At 49.9% G+C, this 18,182-nt stretch carries 17 protein-coding genes and 2 tRNA genes; 5 read left to right on the top strand and 14 right to left on the bottom strand.

What is annotated here, in order from left to right:
* Window positions 1-165 precede the first annotated feature (165 nt).
* A tRNA-Met gene (locus tag D9742_RS11955) sits at window positions 166-242 on the bottom strand.
* Between the two features lie 347 nt (window positions 243-589).
* Between D9742_RS11955 and argG the strand changes: the two genes are divergently transcribed.
* Window positions 590-1,933, top strand: a complete 1,344-nt coding sequence (gene argG / locus D9742_RS11950) for an argininosuccinate synthase (protein ID WP_130237041.1) — start codon at window positions 590-592, stop codon at window positions 1,931-1,933.
* Between the two features lie 42 nt (window positions 1,934-1,975).
* On the opposite strand, the gene D9742_RS11945 is transcribed toward argG, so the two are convergent.
* The 7 genes from D9742_RS11945 to rlmE all read right to left on the bottom strand — a co-directional run bounded on the left by D9742_RS11945 (window position 1,976) and on the right by rlmE (window position 9,444).
* Complete coding sequence (locus D9742_RS11945) at window positions 1,976-3,571, bottom strand: sulfatase-like hydrolase/transferase (protein ID WP_130237040.1); 1,596 nt, start codon at window positions 3,569-3,571, stop codon at window positions 1,976-1,978.
* A 280-nt stretch (window positions 3,572-3,851) separates the two neighbouring features.
* A tRNA-Leu gene (locus tag D9742_RS11940) sits at window positions 3,852-3,938 on the bottom strand.
* A gap of 14 nt (window positions 3,939-3,952) precedes the next feature.
* Window positions 3,953-4,285 (bottom strand): preprotein translocase subunit SecG, encoded by a 333-nt coding sequence (gene secG, locus D9742_RS11935; RefSeq protein ID WP_001295556.1) that lies wholly within the window; start codon window positions 4,283-4,285, stop codon window positions 3,953-3,955.
* 227 nt (window positions 4,286-4,512) lie between these two features.
* Window positions 4,513-5,850 carry a phosphoglucosamine mutase gene (glmM, locus tag D9742_RS11930; RefSeq protein ID WP_000071134.1) on the bottom strand — a complete coding sequence of 446 codons (1,338 nt, stop codon included), beginning with the start codon at window positions 5,848-5,850 and terminating at the stop codon, window positions 4,513-4,515.
* Window positions 5,843-6,691 (bottom strand): dihydropteroate synthase, encoded by an 849-nt coding sequence (folP, locus tag D9742_RS11925; RefSeq protein ID WP_130237039.1) that lies wholly within the window; start codon window positions 6,689-6,691, stop codon window positions 5,843-5,845. Before folP ends, glmM begins: the two co-directional genes overlap by 8 nt.
* A gap of 89 nt (window positions 6,692-6,780) precedes the next feature.
* Window positions 6,781-8,715 carry an ATP-dependent zinc metalloprotease FtsH gene (gene ftsH, locus D9742_RS11920; RefSeq protein ID WP_001107467.1) on the bottom strand — a complete coding sequence of 645 codons (1,935 nt, stop codon included), beginning with the start codon at window positions 8,713-8,715 and terminating at the stop codon, window positions 6,781-6,783.
* A gap of 99 nt (window positions 8,716-8,814) precedes the next feature.
* Entirely contained in the window at window positions 8,815-9,444 is a 630-nt protein-coding gene (gene rlmE / locus D9742_RS11915) for a 23S rRNA (uridine(2552)-2'-O)-methyltransferase RlmE (RefSeq protein ID WP_000145975.1), read from the bottom strand.
* Between the two features lie 126 nt (window positions 9,445-9,570).
* Here rlmE and yhbY point away from each other — a divergent pair, with 126 nt between their 5' ends.
* Complete coding sequence (gene yhbY / locus D9742_RS11910; protein WP_115204341.1) at window positions 9,571-9,864, top strand: ribosome assembly RNA-binding protein YhbY; 294 nt, start codon at window positions 9,571-9,573, stop codon at window positions 9,862-9,864.
* A gap of 155 nt (window positions 9,865-10,019) precedes the next feature.
* Here yhbY and greA read toward each other — a convergent pair whose 3' ends face one another.
* The gene (gene greA / locus D9742_RS11905; protein WP_064529530.1) at window positions 10,020-10,496 is read right to left on the bottom strand and encodes a transcription elongation factor GreA; all 477 of its coding nucleotides are present in this window, start codon (window positions 10,494-10,496) and stop codon (window positions 10,020-10,022) included.
* 247 nt (window positions 10,497-10,743) lie between these two features.
* Between greA and dacB the strand changes: the two genes are divergently transcribed.
* Window positions 10,744-12,177, top strand: coding sequence for a serine-type D-Ala-D-Ala carboxypeptidase (gene dacB, locus D9742_RS11900; RefSeq protein ID WP_130237038.1), 1,434 nt, complete (start codon window positions 10,744-10,746; stop codon window positions 12,175-12,177).
* 40 nt (window positions 12,178-12,217) lie between these two features.
* Here dacB and cgtA read toward each other — a convergent pair whose 3' ends face one another.
* From cgtA to rplU, 4 genes are all read right to left on the bottom strand, one after another.
* On the bottom strand, window positions 12,218-13,390 hold the full coding sequence (cgtA, locus tag D9742_RS11895; protein WP_130237037.1) for an Obg family GTPase CgtA: 1,173 nt from the start codon (window positions 13,388-13,390) through the stop codon (window positions 12,218-12,220).
* Window positions 13,391-13,405: 15 nt separating this feature from the next.
* Window positions 13,406-14,371 carry a DMT family transporter gene (locus tag D9742_RS11890; RefSeq protein ID WP_130237036.1) on the bottom strand — a complete coding sequence of 322 codons (966 nt, stop codon included), beginning with the start codon at window positions 14,369-14,371 and terminating at the stop codon, window positions 13,406-13,408.
* A gap of 126 nt (window positions 14,372-14,497) precedes the next feature.
* Window positions 14,498-14,755, bottom strand: coding sequence for a 50S ribosomal protein L27 (gene rpmA / locus D9742_RS11885; RefSeq protein ID WP_000940595.1), 258 nt, complete (start codon window positions 14,753-14,755; stop codon window positions 14,498-14,500).
* Window positions 14,756-14,775: 20 nt separating this feature from the next.
* Window positions 14,776-15,087 (bottom strand): 50S ribosomal protein L21, encoded by a 312-nt coding sequence (gene rplU, locus D9742_RS11880; RefSeq protein ID WP_000271401.1) that lies wholly within the window; start codon window positions 15,085-15,087, stop codon window positions 14,776-14,778.
* 258 nt (window positions 15,088-15,345) lie between these two features.
* On the opposite strand from rplU, the gene ispB reads away from it, so the two are divergent.
* On the top strand, window positions 15,346-16,317 hold the full coding sequence (gene ispB / locus D9742_RS11875) for an octaprenyl diphosphate synthase (protein ID WP_001047336.1): 972 nt from the start codon (window positions 15,346-15,348) through the stop codon (window positions 16,315-16,317).
* A gap of 226 nt (window positions 16,318-16,543) precedes the next feature.
* Complete coding sequence (sfsB, locus tag D9742_RS11870) at window positions 16,544-16,822, top strand: DNA-binding transcriptional regulator SfsB (protein WP_130237035.1); 279 nt, start codon at window positions 16,544-16,546, stop codon at window positions 16,820-16,822.
* A gap of 47 nt (window positions 16,823-16,869) precedes the next feature.
* Here sfsB and murA read toward each other — a convergent pair whose 3' ends face one another.
* Window positions 16,870-18,129, bottom strand: coding sequence for a UDP-N-acetylglucosamine 1-carboxyvinyltransferase (gene murA, locus D9742_RS11865; protein ID WP_130204584.1), 1,260 nt, complete (start codon window positions 18,127-18,129; stop codon window positions 16,870-16,872).
* Between the last annotated feature and the right edge of the window lie 53 nt (window positions 18,130-18,182).

Raw genomic sequence — 18,182 nt, 5'->3', positions numbered from 1 at the left:
ATTCTGTAGTCAGATAACAAAAAACCCCGATAAATCGGGGCTTTATATAACTGAACCCTATAACCGCAACTGCGGTCTGGAACACTTTCCAGAAGGATTTTTTCAAATCCCACTACGAAGGCCGAAGTCTTCACAGTATATTTGAAAAAGGACTCTAAGGGAAAGTGGTTGCGGGGGCCGGATTTGAACCGACGACCTTCGGGTTATGAGCCCGACGAGCTACCAGGCTGCTCCACCCCGCGCCTGAAACGTGGCAAATTCTACTCGTTTTGGGTAAAAAATGCAAATACTGCTGGGATTTGGTGTACCGAGACGGGACGTAAAATCTGCGTGCATTATAGTGATCTACGCCACATTTTGTCAACATTTATTGCAATCCACGTGAATGGATATCCAGTTAATGTCCATCTGTTGAATACATTCGCCCTCCACTTACCTTTCTTAAGCGCATTATTTTACAAAAAACACACTAAACTCTTCCTGTCTCGGATAAAAGATGATTAAATGAAAACTCATTTATTTTGCATAAAAATTCAATTAGAGCGGAAATCCAGGCTCATAATCAGTTAATCAAGCAGGGTGTTATTTTATGACGACGATTCTCAAGCATCTCCCGGTAGGTCAACGTATTGGTATCGCTTTTTCTGGCGGTCTGGACACCAGTGCCGCACTGCTGTGGATGCGAAAAAAGGGAGCGGTTCCTTATGCATATACTGCAAACCTGGGCCAGCCAGACGAAGAGGATTATGATGCGATCCCTCGTCGTGCCATGGAATACGCCGCGGAGAACGCACGTCTGATCGACTGCCGCAAGCAGTTGGTCGCCGAAGGTATTGCCGCTATTCAGTGTGGCGCTTTCCATAACACCACTGGCGGCCTGACCTATTTCAACACCACCCCGCTGGGTCGCGCCGTGACAGGCACCATGCTGGTTGCTGCCATGAAAGAAGATGGCGTAAATATCTGGGGTGACGGCAGCACCTATAAAGGCAACGATATCGAGCGTTTCTATCGCTACGGCCTGCTGACCAACGCTGAACTACAGATTTACAAACCGTGGCTCGACAGCGACTTTATCGATGAATTGGGCGGCCGTCATGAAATGTCTGAATTTATGATTGCCTGCGGTTTCGACTACAAAATGTCTGTCGAAAAAGCCTACTCCACTGACTCCAACATGCTTGGTGCAACGCACGAAGCGAAGGATCTGGAATACCTCAACTCCAGCGTCAAAATCGTCAATCCGATTATGGGCGTGAAGTTCTGGGATGAGAGCGTGAAGGTCCCGGCAGAAGAAGTCACAGTACGCTTTGAGCAAGGTCATCCAGTGGCGCTGAACGGTAAAACCTTTAGCGACGACGTAGAAATGATGCTGGAAGCTAACCGCATCGGCGGTCGTCACGGCTTGGGCATGAGCGACCAGATTGAAAACCGTATCATCGAAGCGAAAAGCCGTGGTATTTACGAAGCTCCGGGGATGGCGCTGCTGCACATTGCGTATGAACGTCTGCTTACCGGTATTCACAACGAAGACACCATTGAGCAGTATCATGCACATGGTCGTCAGTTGGGCCGTCTGCTGTACCAGGGGCGCTGGTTTGATTCCCAGGCGCTGATGCTGCGTGACTCTCTGCAACGCTGGGTTGCCAGCCAGATAACAGGCGAAGTGACGCTGGAACTGCGTCGCGGTAACGACTACTCGATCCTCAACACTGTCTCTGACAACCTGACCTATAAAGCAGAGCGTTTGACCATGGAGAAAGGCGACTCTATGTTTACGGCTGAAGATCGTATTGGTCAACTGACCATGCGTAACCTGGATATTACCGATACCCGCGAGAAACTTTTCGGTTATGCCAAAACAGGTCTGCTCTCCTCTTCTGCCACCTCAGGTGTGCCGCAAGTTGAGAATCTGGAAAACAAAGCGAAATAAAACCTCAATTTTTCCCTGCCCTTTATGGGCAGGGTCATTCAGTTACTGCTTGTCCGCATTAAAATTTCGTCTTAGTTCCCGGTAATCAAACATTTCATGGCTTCCGTCAACAACCCGCGAATCCCCCTGATAGTGAGAGATCACGTCTTTAAGTGTTTTAGGTTGCTCTGGTCGGGTAACGCCCATCCACGCATTGATAAGATAGTCGTTATAAGCAGTGGAAAAAATATCCGTTACTGTCGAACGATCAACATTCTCACCGAGCATTGGGCTGTACCAGATAAACATCGGTACATGATAAGCCTCCTGACTAGGTTTCTTCCCTCCGTGGAAATAACTATGTTTTGCCATGGGATCACGTTCAAGCCCATGGTCAGCAAAATACATAACCGAGGCTCGCTTATCTTTAAGCAGCGCAAAGACCTGCCCTATAATACTATCGGTATAATGAATTGAGTTGTCATAACAGGCATCCTGGTTATCCAATGGATAATACACAGCTTTTGCTTTTGGATATGTGGCGCAAACAGGTTCATGACTGCCAACCAGATGGAGAACAATCAGTTTCTTATTTGGCGATTTTTTATTTAATACCTCAGCCAGATGCGGAAGCAACAATTCGTCATATCCTTTGACATAGACTCTTTCTTTCGCTCGCATTGCAATGCTGGCAACAGCAGTCCCGTTCTGTCTGAATGCAGATTGCGCACTAAGCCAGTATGTGTCAACCCCTGCCTGATTCGCCATATTAATGATGTTGTCAGGGTAATGCTGGATATCGTGATCAGATACAGTATCCGCAGTTAAAGTAAGGGGAACGGCTAACGCAGTATAAGGCGCTCCACTTATCGCCTGAGTAAAAAGCTTAATACGAGCCTTCTGTTTTTCGAGCTGTGGCGTTGTCGATCTGTTATGCCCATAGATGGACATATTCGCGGCCCTTACTGACTCCCCCACAATTAATACATAGTCATCGATGCCATTATCGTTTAGTTCTAATTGATAGCCAGGCACTTTGTCAGCAATGGCCATCAGCCTGTGGTATTCCTTTGCGGCTAAAGCGAAATAATTTAAGTTGAAAAAGGGTGTATATGTTGCAAATCGGGATGCCACAATATAAGGATCTGCCGTTTTCTTTGCTTTTTTATCTTTAAGGGCAAATTTGACAGAAGAAAATAAACTTATCGCAATCAGAATCAGCAACAACGTTAGTGTAATTTTTTTACCCGGTAGCGAAACATCATATTTTATTATCGAGGATAAAAAGAGTGTGAACAGGGCAATGAAAATAATGCAATAAACAACATATAGCCTCAGCATCTTTGTTATCTCATCAGGATCACTTTGCAATACGCTTATTGCAAAGCCATCATTGAAACTTGTGCCAAAGGTACACCATGCGTAGAGGCTGATACAGAGATCCGCCGCAGCCAGCAGCATAAATGGGACACTAGATAATAAGCGCATAGGGAAAGAAGCTATGCGTTTTATAACAAGGATAAAAAGCACAAAGAAAAGCGTCCGATGAACCAGATGTGCTCCTGAAGAAGCAACGATATTAATCAGAGCAAAAATAATTACACAAAAAATTATAAGCCAGTTATTTTCAATTTTTCGAAATATGTTATGTGCAGCCATCCCAAACCCGTAGATAAAAAAAGAGTAAATATCGACGGCGTGCGATTTTATACATTAGAAAAACTGAAGTCCTGATCTATATCATTTTGAAAAAATGTTTACACTTAGCTTATATGCTCTAAAAAACAAAAGTGATTCAAATCTTATTCAGAGGAGTTTATGCGGAGTCAGGAGGCAAAGAGCGAGGAGTTGAGGAGTTGAGGAGGCACATTGTCCAGCAGATAAAATGCGGATATATAAAACAAAAAAAGACGCTTTTCAGCGTCTCTTTTCTGGAATTTGGTACCGAGGACGGGACTTGAACCCGTAAGCCCTATTGGGCACTACCACCTCAAGGTAGCGTGTCTACCAATTCCACCACCTCGGCACGGATATTACTTTTTAGTTCGGGATATCGCTGGTCGGCTTAGCCGGAGCAGCTGGCTGAGTTTGTTCGGTTTTCGCCGGAGCACTCAGGTTTTCCCATTCGCTACCTTTATTGGTTTTATTGCTGTTGATGTTACCCAGCACCAGACTGATGATGAAGAATAACGTTGCCAGCAGCGCCGTCATGCGGGTCATGAAGTTACCAGAACCACTTGAACCAAACAGCGTAGCGGAAGCGCCTGCTCCGAAGGAGGCTCCCATATCAGCGCCTTTACCTTGCTGCAGCATGATAAGACCAACAAGGCCAATTGCTACAATAAGGAAAACTACTAAAAGAGCTTCGTACATAATCAACCTGTTCCTTGCGGAGTTGCCGCGTACCAATGCTTCAACCAATAAAGCGGGAGTTTTTAATCTTTCCCACTGAAGCGGGTGTGAATACTAACCAAAGCGAATGACCTTCGCAAGGGCAATTTTATCGCATTGTATCAACTGCGGAAAAAAACAGCAAAACCGATGTGCTTAAGAAGAACAAAGGCGACAATCGCCGCCTTTTTAGCCAGTTAGCTATCAAATCAAACCGCTTTTACCGCGTCAGCAATGCGGTGCGCAAATTCGGTTACCTGCGCTTCGTCTTCACCTTCTACCATCACGCGAATTAACGGCTCGGTGCCAGATTTACGCAGTAATACGCGTCCACGGTTGCCCAGCGCCGCTTCAACCTCTGCGGTCACAGCTTTAACTGACTCATGCTCAAGCGGATCGCCACTACCTGCGGTGTAACGCACGTTAACCAGAATCTGCGGGAACATTTTCATGCCACTGCAAAGGTCGTGCAGACTCATATGGTTACGCGCCATCGCCGCCAGGACCTGCAAACCTGCAACAATGCCATCACCGGTGGTGGTTTTATCCAGCAGGATCACGTGGCCAGAGTTCTCGGCACCGATGCGCCAGCCTTTCTCCTGCATTTTTTCCAGTACGTAGCGATCGCCCACTTTCGCGCGCGCAAATGGAATGCCTAACTGTTTCAGCGCCAGTTCCAGCCCCATGTTGCTCATCAATGTACCCACCGCGCCACCACGCAGCTGGCCCTGACGCAGACCTTCGCGTGCGATGATATACATAATCTGGTCGCCATCGACTTTATTGCCTTCATGGTCCACCATAATCACGCGATCGCCGTCACCGTCAAAGGCGATACCGAGATCTGCTTTTTCAGCCAGTACGCGCGCCTGTAATGCACGAACATCAGTTGCTCCTACTTCGGCGTTGATGTTTACACCGTTCGGCTCACAACCGATAGCGATAACATTCGCTCCCAGCTCGCGTAGCACGTTCGGCGCAATGTGATAAGTCGCGCCGTTGGCGCAATCCACCACAATTTTCAATTCGCTCAGGCTAAGTTCATTCGGGAACGTGGCTTTACAAAATTCGATATAGCGACCCGCAGCATCAACGATACGGCTGGCTTTACCCAGTTCTGCCGAATCAACACAGCTGATCTCTTTTTCCATTTCCGCTTCGATGGCCTCTTCTACTGCATCCGGCAGCTTGGTGCCATCAATAGAAAAGAATTTGATCCCGTTATCGTAGAATGGGTTATGCGATGCAGAAATTACAATGCCGGCTTCTGCGCGGAAGGTACGCGTCAGATAAGCCACGGCCGGTGTTGGCATCGGGCCAGTGAAGAGCGCGGAAAGACCGGCAGCCGCCAGACCCGCTTCCAGCGCCGACTCCAGCATATAGCCAGAAATACGCGTGTCTTTACCAATAATAATCTTACGGGAGCCGTGGCGCGCCAGCACTTTACCCGCGGCCCAACCCAGCTTAAGTACAAAATCAGGTGTGATCGGCGCATCCCCAACACGACCACGAATCCCATCGGTACCGAAATATTTACGATTACTCATAGCGTTTGTTTTCCTTTGCAGACAGAGTAGCTTCCACCACTCGCATCGCTTCTACGGTTTCTTTGACGTCATGAACACGAATAATGTGCGCGCCTTGCATTGCGGCAATTACCGCACAGGCCAGACTACCGCTCAGACGCTCTGACGGCCCCACGTTCAAGAGCTGTCCAATCATCGATTTTCGTGACATACCCACCAACAGCGGCAGGTTGAAATGATGAAATTCAGCCAGACGCGCCAGTAATGCATAGTTGTGATGGAGATTTTTACCGAAACCGAATCCGGGGTCGAGCAACAATTTCTCTTTTGCGATACCAGCCTGTTCGCAGCGTGCTATTTGCTCAACAAAGTAGCGATTTACCTCGGCAAAGACATCGTCATACTTTGGCGCTTCCTGCATGGTCTTTGGATTTCCCTGCATATGCATCAGACAAACCGGTAAACCGGTTTCTGCAGCCGCCTCCAGAGCGCCAGGTTCGGAAAGGGAGCGGATATCGTTAATAATGTGAGCGCCAACTTTTGCTGACTCACGGATGACTTCTGGTTTGGATGTATCGACCGAGATCCAGACTTCGAAGCGTTGAGCAATTGCCTCAACCACAGGAATAACACGTTGCAACTCTTCTTCAACGCTAACTTCCGCCGCCCCTGGCCGCGTGGACTCGCCACCAACGTCAATGATCGTCGCGCCAGCGTTGATCATCAGATTCGCATGTTTCACCGCATCTATCAGCGAGTTATGCGTGCCACCATCCGAAAAGGAATCAGGCGTAACGTTGAGGATCCCCATTACGTGAGGATGGCTAAGGTCCAGTGAAGTACCCTGGGCAAAGAGTTTCATGATGTTATCCCTGGTATGAATTGATAAGAAAAAACCCCGGAGCACGCCCCGGGGTTTTCGGTACAAATACAGTCATCTGATGCGGGAACTTACTTGTCGCCTAACTGCTCTGACATGGTGTTACCCGGGTTCGGCGTACGCGGTTCATCAACCGGACGAGGAGCCTTTGGACTACCATTGTCGCCAGAATTGTTAGAAGCGCCTGGTTCTTCCCAGCCCGCTGGCGGACGTACATCGCGACGTGCCATCAGGTCATCAATCTGCGGTGCGTCGATAGTCTCATATTTCATGAGAGCATCTTTCATCGCATGCAGAATATCCATATTGTCGGTCAGAAGCTGACGCGCACGATTATAGTTACGCTCAATCAGTGCTTTCACTTCCTGGTCGATGATACGTGCAGTTTCATCGGACATATGCTTCGCTTTCGCTACGCTACGGCCGAGGAACACTTCACCTTCTTCTTCCGCGTACAGCAGTGGACCCAATTTCTCAGAGAAGCCCCACTGAGTCACCATGTTACGTGCCAGGTTGGTCGCAACTTTAATATCGTTGGACGCACCGGTAGAAACATGTTCCGGCCCGTAGATGATCTCTTCTGCCAGACGACCACCGTACAGCGTAGAAATCTGGCTTTCCAGTTTCTGACGGCTGGCGCTGATTGCGTCGCCCTCAGGCAAGAAGAAAGTCACACCCAGCGCACGACCGCGTGGGATAATCGTCACTTTGTGCACCGGATCGTGTTCCGGCACCAGGCGACCGATAATCGCATGACCCGCCTCGTGGTAAGCCGTCGATTCTTTCTGCGCTTCCGTCATCACCATGGAGCGACGTTCCGCACCCATCATGATTTTGTCTTTCGCTTTCTCGAACTCAACCATCGACACAACGCGTTTGTTGCCACGCGCAGCGAACAGTGCCGCTTCGTTCACCAGGTTCGCCAGGTCAGCACCGGAGAAACCAGGAGTACCACGGGCAATGATTGCCGCGTCGATATCGGGTGCCAATGGTACGCGACGCATGTGAACTTTCAGGATCTGCTCACGACCGCGAACATCTGGCAAGCCGACCACAACCTGACGGTCGAAACGGCCAGGACGCAGCAGGGCCGGGTCGAGAACGTCCGGACGGTTAGTCGCGGCGATAACGATGATACCTTCGTTACCTTCGAAGCCATCCATCTCAACCAGCATCTGGTTCAGAGTCTGTTCACGTTCATCGTGACCACCGCCCAGACCAGCGCCACGCTGGCGGCCTACGGCGTCAATTTCATCGATAAAGATGATACACGGTGCCGCTTTCTTCGCCTGTTCGAACATGTCACGCACACGGGATGCACCCACACCGACGAACATTTCTACGAAGTCAGAACCGGAGATAGTAAAGAACGGAACTTTCGCTTCGCCTGCAATCGCTTTCGCCAGCAGCGTTTTACCAGTACCCGGAGGACCGACCATCAGGACGCCTTTCGGGATCTTACCGCCGAGTTTCTGGAAGCGGCTCGGCTCACGCAGATACTCAACCAGTTCGGCAACTTCTTCTTTTGCTTCGTCGCAACCCGCAACGTCAGCAAAGGTCGTTTTGATCTGATCTTCCGTCAGCATGCGCGCTTTGCTCTTACCGAACGACATGGCACCTTTGCCACCGCCGCCCTGCATTTGACGCATGAAGAAGATCCAGACACCAATCAGCAACAGCATCGGGAACCAGGAGATGAAGATAGAAGCCAGCAGGCTTGGCTCTTCAGGCGGTTCACCGACAACCTTGACGTTCTTGGTCAGCAGGTTATCCAGTAACTTCGGATCCTGAACCGGAATGTAAGTGGTATAACGGTTACTATCTTTCTTGGTAACGTTGATTTCACGTCCGTTGATACGCGCTTCACGAACCTGGTCGTTATTGACCTCTTGTAGGAAGGTAGAGTAATCCACCTTACGTCCATTAGACTCGCTGGGCCCAAAGCTCTGGAATACTGACATCAGCACAACGGCAATGACCAGCCAGAGTATTAGGTTTTTCGCCATGTCACTCAAGGGATTAACCTCTTATTACAACTGTGTTAAAAACAGCGTCAGGATACTCTATATCCAGCAGCTTTCAAACTTTCGTCTGAAATCTCCCGGTTAGGGTTTACGCCCGGTCGCTACAATATACACTTCCCGCGAACGTGCGCGAGAAGAGTCCGGCTTACGAACTTTGACCTTCGTAAACAGGGAGCGAATTTCCCTTAGATACTCATCGAAACCTTCGCCCTGGAACACCTTCACTACAAAACTGCCACCTGGCGCTAATACATCACGACACATTTCTAACGCCAGTTCCACCAGATACATGGCACGGGGGATATCCACCGCCGGTGTTCCGCTCATGTTTGGTGCCATATCGGACATGACAACCTGGACTTTACTGTCGCCTACGCGTTCCAGCAGTGCTTTCATGACCAGTTCATCACGAAAATCGCCCTGAAGAAAGTCCACACCAACGATAGGATCCATAGGTAAAAGATCGCAAGCGATGATGCGGCCTTTGCCGCCAATTTGGGTGACCACATATTGTGACCAACCACCTGGCGCAGCACCAAGGTCGACAACCGTCATTCCCGGTTTAAAGAGTTTGTCACTTTGCTGTATTTCATCAAGTTTAAACCAGGCACGGGAACGTAACCCCTTTTTCTGTGCCTGTTGAACATATTTATCGCTAAAGTGTTCCTGAAGCCAGCGACTGGAGCTGGCAGAACGCTTCTTACCTGTCATTTAACTTTCCCATTGGGATAACTCATCGTAACCAATTGCGTAAATTTTTACGCGCCTATTTGGCGATATATGGGAGATGGCGGTAGAATGACCCGTTTTCAATCCCAACGTAAGCAAAAAAATACGATGAATCTGAGTACTAAACAAAAACAGCACCTGAAAGGTCTGGCACATCCGCTCAAGCCAGTTGTTCTGCTTGGCAGTAATGGTTTGACCGAAGGGGTGCTGGCCGAGATTGAACAAGCGTTAGAGCACCATGAACTCATCAAGGTGAAAATCGCCACTGAAGATCGCGACACTAAAACCTTGATCGTGGAAGCTATCGTGCGCGAAACCGGCGCCTGTAATGTACAGGTCATCGGTAAAACGCTGGTGCTTTATCGTCCAACTAAAGAACGTAAAATCTCGCTGCCACGCTAAGATTATCCTAAAGTTACACACATTTGCTGTGTAAAACGAGGGATTTTCCGCAAGCAGGAGAGCAAAATGCCACGCTCTGTTCGTTGATAAAAGGCCGCATAGCGGCCTTTTTCCTTTCTTTACAATACATCAACATTTTGAGTATTGGGTAATTCTTACAGGTATTCCACCTTAATTACTTCAAATTCTACATCGCCGCCCGGCGTTTTGATGACCACGACATCATCTTCTTCTTTGCCAATCAGTCCACGAGCGATAGGCGAGTTAACAGAAATCAGGTTCTGTTTAAAGTCAGCTTCATCATCGCCCACGATGCGATAAGTCTGTTCTTCATCAGAATCCAGATTCAAAACCGTCACGGTAGCGCCAAAAATCACGCGACCATTGTTGGGCATTTTGGTGACATCAATTACCTGCGCGTTCGACAGCTTGGCTTCGATATCTTTGATACGGCCTTCGCAAAAACCCTGCTGCTCACGCGCAGCGTGGTATTCGGCGTTCTCTTTCAGGTCGCCATGCTCACGCGCTTCCGCGATAGCAGCAATGATTTCAGGACGGCGCACAGATTTCAGAAAATCCAGCTCTTCGCGTAATTTTTCAGCGCCGCGTAAGGTCATCGGAATAGCTTGCATTTGTTATACCTCTTGAATATTCCTGATAGGGCGAGTCTCCACTCGCCCCGGCTGTTCGGCATGCCCGGCACAACTCCTCGTCGGGACCAGAAGCAAAAAAATACCGACCCGGGAACAGGTCCCAGGTCAGCAATAATTCACATTTTGATAGTCATTTTACCCTGAAGTTCCCGAAGGGTCATCGTTTACTTTATAGGGCGTTGCGCCGTAGTATGACGGCTCGATTCCAGGTTGTTAGCGCGAGATTATGCGATTTTCCAGATTTATCATCGGATTGACCAGCTGTATAGCGTTCAGTGTTCAGGCCGCGAATGTAGATGAGTATATTACTCAACTCCCCGCTGGCGCCAACCTTGCCCTGATGGTGCAAAAAGTCGGCGCGTCTGCCCCCGCTATTGATTACCATAGTCAGCAAATGGCGCTGCCCGCCAGTACGCAGAAGGTGATCACTGCGCTGGCGGCGTTGATTCAACTTGGCCCCGATTTTCGTTTTACCACGACGCTTGAAACCAAAGGCAATGTGGAGAACGGGGTGCTTAAAGGCGATTTAGTGGCGCGATTTGGTGCCGATCCGACGCTAAAACGTCAGGATATTCGTAATATGGTGGCGACCCTGAAAAAATCAGGTGTCACCCAAATCGATGGCAATGTGTTTATAGACACGTCCATTTTTGCCAGTCACGATAAAGCCCCCGGCTGGCCCTGGAATGATATGACACAATGCTTTAGCGCCCCACCTGCTGCCGCCATTGTTGACCGCAATTGCTTTTCCGTCTCGCTCTACAGTGCCCAAAAACCCGGTGATATGGCCTATGTTCGCGTGGCCTCTTATTATCCGGTTACTATGTTCAGCCAGGTACGCACTCTCCCCCGTGGTTCAGCCGAAGCGCAATATTGCGAGCTGGATGTGGTACCAGGCGACCTTAACCGCTTTACGTTAACCGGATGCCTACCACAACGTTCAGAGCCGCTACCGTTGGCTTTTGCCGTACAGGATGGCGCCAGCTACGCCGGAGCAATTCTGAAAGATGAGTTAAAACAGGCAGGCATTACCTATTCCGGCACGCTACTGCGACAAACGCAGGTTAACGCCCCTGGAACGGTAGTTGCCAGTAAACAGTCGGCCCCTTTGCATGATCTGCTTAAGATTATGCTGAAAAAGTCCGACAACATGATCGCCGATACCGTCTTTCGCATGATTGGTCATGCGCGCTTTAATGTCCCGGGGACATGGCGGGCCGGATCCGATGCCGTACGCCAGATCCTGCGTAAGCAGGCGGGTGTGGATATTGGCAACACGATTATTGCGGATGGTTCAGGGCTTTCACGGCATAACCTGATTGCGCCAGCCACCATGATGCAGGTGCTGCAATACATTGCCCAACACGACAATGAGCTTAACTTTATCTCAATGCTACCTTTGGCTGGCTACGATGGTTCGTTGCAGTACCGTGCAGGTCTACATCAAGCGGGCGTAGATGGTAAAGTTTCAGCGAAAACAGGTTCGTTGCAGGGCGTGTATAACCTGGCAGGATTCATCACCACAGCAAGTGGGCAACGAATGGCGTTCGTACAATATCTTTCTGGTTATGCAGTAGAACCGGCGGATCAGCGTAATCGCCGTATTCCGTTAGTGCGATTTGAAAGCCGTTTGTATAAAGATATTTACCAGAACAATTAGTCTAAAGAGAAACCCCGGCGCATGGCCGGGGTTTTGCTGATTAACGCTTGTAAATGAACTCAACGCCTTCTTCGTCGTCTTCGTCCCAGTCGTCATCCCAGTCTTCATCATCCTCTTCAGCAATCTCTTCAAGCTGCTGACGATGATAATCATCCCACATGAATTCGACTTTCTCTGGCTGTTTCGCTTCTTCGGCCTGCACCACTGGGTTTTCAATGATAAAGGTCATCACATCCCAGCACAGATCTTTCACGCCCAGTCCGCTCGCCGCAGAGATCAGATAATATTTATCTTCCCAGCCCAGCGCCTCAGCGATCGCTTTCGCCTTCTCTTCGGCTTCTGTTTTATCCAGCAGGTCGATCTTGTTGAAGACTAACCAGCGTGGTTTCGCCGCCAGATCCTGGCTGTATTTTTCCAGCTCGCTGATAATAATACGCGCGTTTTCAACCGGATCGGTGCCGTCAATCGGATCGATATCGATGAGGTGCAACAGTACGCGGCAACGTTCCAGGTGCTTCAGGAAGCGAATACCCAGACCTGCGCCTTCCGCAGCGCCTTCAATCAACCCCGGAATATCAGCAACAACGAAGCTCTTCTCGTTGTCCATACGTACCACACCCAGGCTTGGTACCAGAGTGGTAAACGGATAGTCCGCTACTTTCGGTTTAGCCGCCGATACCGCGCGAATAAAGGTCGATTTACCCGCGTTTGGCATCCCCAACATACCGACGTCAGCCAGCAGCATCAGCTCCAGCAGCAACTCGCGCTTATCGCCCGGCGTACCGTTGGTTTTCTGCCGTGGTGTACGGTTAACGGACGATTTGAAACGGGTATTGCCCAGACCGTGCCAGCCGCCCTTGGCAACCAGCAGGCGCTGACCATGTTTGGTCATATCGCCCATAGTTTCGCCAGTACCCTGATCGATAACGCGCGTACCTACCGGCACTTTAATCGTTACGTCTTTACCGCGCTTACCGGTACAATCGCGGCTTGCGCCGTTCTGACCGCGCTCTGCACGGAAAGATTTTTCGAAACGATAATCAATAAGCGTGTTCAGGTTTTCGTCGGCTTCCATCCATACATCGCCACCGTCACCGCCGTCGCCGCCATCCGGGCCGCCTTTCGGAATATATTTTTCACGGCGGAAGCTCACGCAACCATTACCGCCATCACCTGCAACGACCAGAATCGATGCTTCATCAACAAACTTCATTTTATTCTCCGTAAATCATTCGCCTGCGCGGGGTTGCGATACCACCGTTGTATGCTTACGTAATCCGCCCCAAATACGATGACCAATGGCGGAATACATCGCGCCCGCAACCACGACAAACGCACCGAGATAACCTAAAAGGTTTAACTTCGGTCTGGCGAAGAAATCGGGCCAGGCCAGTGATAAAAGATCTGAAAAAAACAGCGTAAACAGTGGAGTAAGCGTGATGATCGCGCTCACCTGCGCTGCCTGCCAGCGTGCCATCGCTTCCGCCAGGGCGCCATATCCTACCAAGGTATTCAGTCCGCAAAAAATTAAACATGCGAGCTGCCAATGGCTAAGCTGCGCTATTACCCCAGGCTTCGCCAGCGGGAAGAGCGCCATTGTACATAAAGTGTACAGTAAAAACAGGATCTGCGGTGAAGCCAGTCGACGCAATAAAACCTTTTGCGCCACGCCATAACTTACCCAGACCGTCGCCGCTCCGACACCAAAGATAACTCCCCAGGTGTAATCAGTGAGCTTCGTGAAAATCTCGACCAGACTGTTATTAAAAAACATCACCAGCCCGCTCAGGAGCATCAATGCTCCCACCACCTGCGTGCTGCGCATTTTCTCTTTCAGGATAAATACGCTGGCAACCATCATGCCTACTGGCGAGAGTTGCCCAATTACCTGCGAGGCGGTCGGACTCAAGTATTGTAAGGATGAGCTGAACAGGATGAAGTTCCCAAACAGCCCGGCGGTCGCTACAGCCAGCAAAATCAGCCAGCGCGGCTTACGAAACACGCGTAATGGCGGCAGCCTCTTCTTCACCGCAAGAATTGCGCCAAGACCTATACTCGCCATTAAGAAACGGTAAAACACGATCGTCGGAGGCTCCATCACCTCCAGCACCTGCTTCATTGCAATTGGCAACGCACCCCAGCAAATTGCGGTCGTGAGCGCCAAAAGAATACCAATGCCTGCCTGCTGCTTCATACCGTATTCCCTACAAAGCACATTTGCGGATTAACGCCGCACCATGCGCATTTTTACCGGTTATCGAATGTAAAAAGCCCCGCAACGTGTTGCGGGGCTTTCATCCGTTACCGGGACGCGAAAAACTTATTCAGCTTCGATGCTGATAAATTTACGGTTTTTCGGGCCTTTAACTTCGAATTTCACTTTACCGTCTGCTTTAGCAAACAGAGTGTGGTCACGACCGCAACCTACGTTAGCGCCAGCGTGGAATTTGGTACCACGTTGACGAACGATGATGCTACCCGCCAGAACGGATTCGCCACCGAAACGCTTAACGCCCAGGCGTTTAGCTTCTGAATCGCGACCGTTACGTGTGGAGCCGCCAGCCTTTTTATGTGCCATTTGAAATCTCTCCTCAGGTCTTAGGCGCTGATGCCAGTAATTTTCACATCAGTGAACCACTGACGATGGCCCTGCTGCTTACGATAGTGTTTACGACGGCGAAACTTAACGATTTTAACTTTCTCGCCACGACCGTGAGCAACAACTTCAGCTTTGATTACGCCGCCATCAACGAAAGGAACGCCGATTTTGACTTCTTCACCGTTTGCGATCATCAGAACTTCAGCGAACTCAACAGTTTCGCCAGTTGCGATGTCCAGCTTTTCCAGGCGAACGGTCTGACCTTCGCTTACTCGGTGTTGTTTACCACCACTTTGGAAAACCGCGTACATATAAAACTCCGCTTCCGCGCACACCTTTTCAATGATTCAGAGTGCGCTATAAATATTCACAATAGGGCGCGAATATTACGCAAAACGCACGCCTTTGACAAGTGCTACAGTCAATACACGAAGAAAAAAAACACAACTTGTACGGTAACGTTTATCTGTGCCATTTTTTCAGTACAATCACTCTATATTCCTAACCATAAACCCTAAGTTGCCACTGTTCACAGTAAGGTAATCGGGGCGAAAAGCCCGGCTTTTGCGATGAATTTAGAAAAAATCAATGAGTTAACCGCGCAAGATATGGCGGGTGTTAATGCAGCAATTCTCGAGCAGCTTAATTCCGACGTCCAACTGATCAATCAGTTAGGCTATTACATCGTCAGCGGCGGCGGTAAACGTATTCGTCCGATGATTGCTGTACTGGCTGCACGAGCTGTTGGCTATGAGGGGAATGCACATGTCACCATTGCTGCCCTAATTGAGTTTATCCACACGGCGACACTGCTACACGACGACGTTGTGGATGAATCAGATATGCGCCGAGGTAAAGCTACCGCTAACGCCGCTTTTGGTAACGCTGCCAGCGTGCTGGTAGGCGATTTTATTTATACCCGTGCATTCCAGATGATGACCAGCCTCGGCTCGCTCAAAGTGCTGGAAGTAATGTCAGAAGCCGTAAACGTCATCGCGGAAGGTGAAGTTCTGCAACTGATGAACGTTAATGATCCGGACATTACCGAAGAGAACTACATGCGTGTTATTTACAGCAAAACCGCACGTCTGTTCGAGGCTGCTGCTCAGTGTTCCGGTATTCTTGCAGGCTGTACGCCGGAAGAGGAAAAAGGTCTGCAGGATTATGGTCGTTACCTCGGCACGGCTTTCCAGCTGATCGACGATCTACTTGATTACAATGCCGATGGCGAACAGTTAGGTAAAAACGTCGGCGACGATCTGAACGAAGGAAAACCAACGCTGCCGCTGCTGCATGCGATGCATCATGGCACACCAGAACAGGCGCAGATGATCCGTACCGCCATCGAGCAAGGGAACGGTCGACATCTTCTGGAACCGGTTCTGGAAGCAATGAACGCTTGCGGCTCTCTGGAATGGACGCGTCAGCGTGCAGAAGAAGAAGCAGACAAAGCCATTGCGGCATTGCAAGTGTTGCCGGATACCCCATGGAGAGAGGCGTTAATCGGCCTCGCACACATCGCTGTTCAACGCGATCGTTAATCCCTTCCTGTTATCCCGCGCACCGCGCGGGATAATTCCAGTAAAATCCCAAAAAACCTTAATAAAGCGCAAAACCGTCTGAAATACAGGCGACTTATCTTGATATATTCTGAATATTCACACTCTTTACAGGAACTTTTTAGAGCAATCCGTCATCAGGAGTATAGTGATTCCTGACAGAACGCATGTTCTGAATGAAAGCGACTAACTTAAGGAGTGAGGAAAGATGGAGAATAATTTCATTGACTGGCATCCCGCCGATATCATTGCGGGTTTGCGGAAAAAAGGAACGTCAATGGCGGCGGAATCTCGCAGAAATGGTTTGAGTTCCTCGACACTGGCGAATGCATTATCGCGTCCCTGGCCGAAAGGAGAGATGATTATTGCGAAAGCATTAGGAACTGATCCCTGGATTATCTGGCCATCACGCTATCATGACCCGCTGACCCATGAATTTATCGACAGATCGCAGTTGATGCGCAGCTACACCAAACCGCAAAAATGAGTAGCCTGGCGGTAGCCCCGCGAACGGGGCTGCCAGCTATCAGACGATTACTCGCCTTTCACACGCTCAATGTTAGCACCAAGCGCACGAAGTTTGTCTTCAATACGTTCGTAGCCACGATCGATGTGATAAATACGATCAACAACCGTAGTACCTTCTGCAATGCAGCCAGCCAGCACCAGACTTGCTGAAGCACGCAGATCGGTTGCCATTACCTGTGCGCCGGAAAGTTTTTCAACACCGTGACAAATAACGGTATTGCTTTCAATTTCGGCATGCGCGCCCATACGGCTCAGCTCAGGTACGTGCATAAAGCGGTTTTCAAAGACCGTTTCGGTGATGAATCCGGTTCCTTCTGCTACCAGGTTCAGCAGCGTGAACTGGGCCTGCATATCGGTCGGGAACGCCGGATGCGGTGCGGTACGTACGTTAACGGCCTTCGGACGTTTACCGTGCATATCCAGGCTAATCCAGTCTTCACCTACTTCGATGTCCGCCCCGGCGTCACGCAGTTTCGCCAGAACAGCGTCAAGGGTGTCTGGCTGGGCGTTACGGCAGATGATTTTGCCGCGAGAGATCGCCGCAGCAACCAGGAAAGTACCGGTTTCAATTCGATCCGGCAGGACACGGTAGACGCCGCCACCTAAACGTTCCACCCCTTCGATGACAATACGATCGGTACCCTGGCCGCTAATTTTCGCGCCCAGCGTAACCAGGAAGTTCGCGGTATCGACGATTTCCGGTTCACGCGCTGCGTTTTCAATAATCGTGGTGCCTTCCGCCAGGGTTGCAGCACACATGATGGTCACGGTTGCACCAACACTGACTTTATCCATCACGATGTGCGCGCCTTTCAGACGGCCATCGACGGAAGCTTTAACGTAACCTTCTTCCAGTTTGATGGTTGCGCCTAATTGCTCAAGGCCGGAAATGTGTAAATCAACCGGACGAGCACCAATCGTACAACCGCCAGGCAGAGAAACCTGCCCCTGACCAAAACGAGCCACCAGCGGCCCCAGCGCCCAGATAGAGGCACGCATGGTTTTAACCAGATCGTAAGGCGCGCAGAAGACATTAACGTCACGGGCATCAATACGCACAGAACCATTACGTTCTACTTTGGCGCCAAGCTGACTAAGCAGCTTCATTGATGTATCGACGTCTTTCAGTTTCGGGACGTTCTGGATCTCCACCGGTTCTTCCGCCAGCAGTGCAGCGAAAAGGATAGGCAGAGCAGCATTTTTAGCGCCGGAAATTGTGACTTCGCCCTGGAGCTTCGTTGGCCCCTGAACACGAAATTTATCCATTTAGTATGTTCTCAGTTAACAATTCATATCCGCTACCGGCGTATCGCCCATAG

Origin of the sequence: Escherichia sp. E1V33 (genome assembly GCF_004211955.1) — a bacterium.
Lineage (GTDB): Bacteria > Pseudomonadota > Gammaproteobacteria > Enterobacterales > Enterobacteriaceae > Escherichia.
The sequence above is the reverse complement of the archived record's forward strand: the minus strand, read 5'-3'. Positions and strand labels throughout refer to the sequence as shown.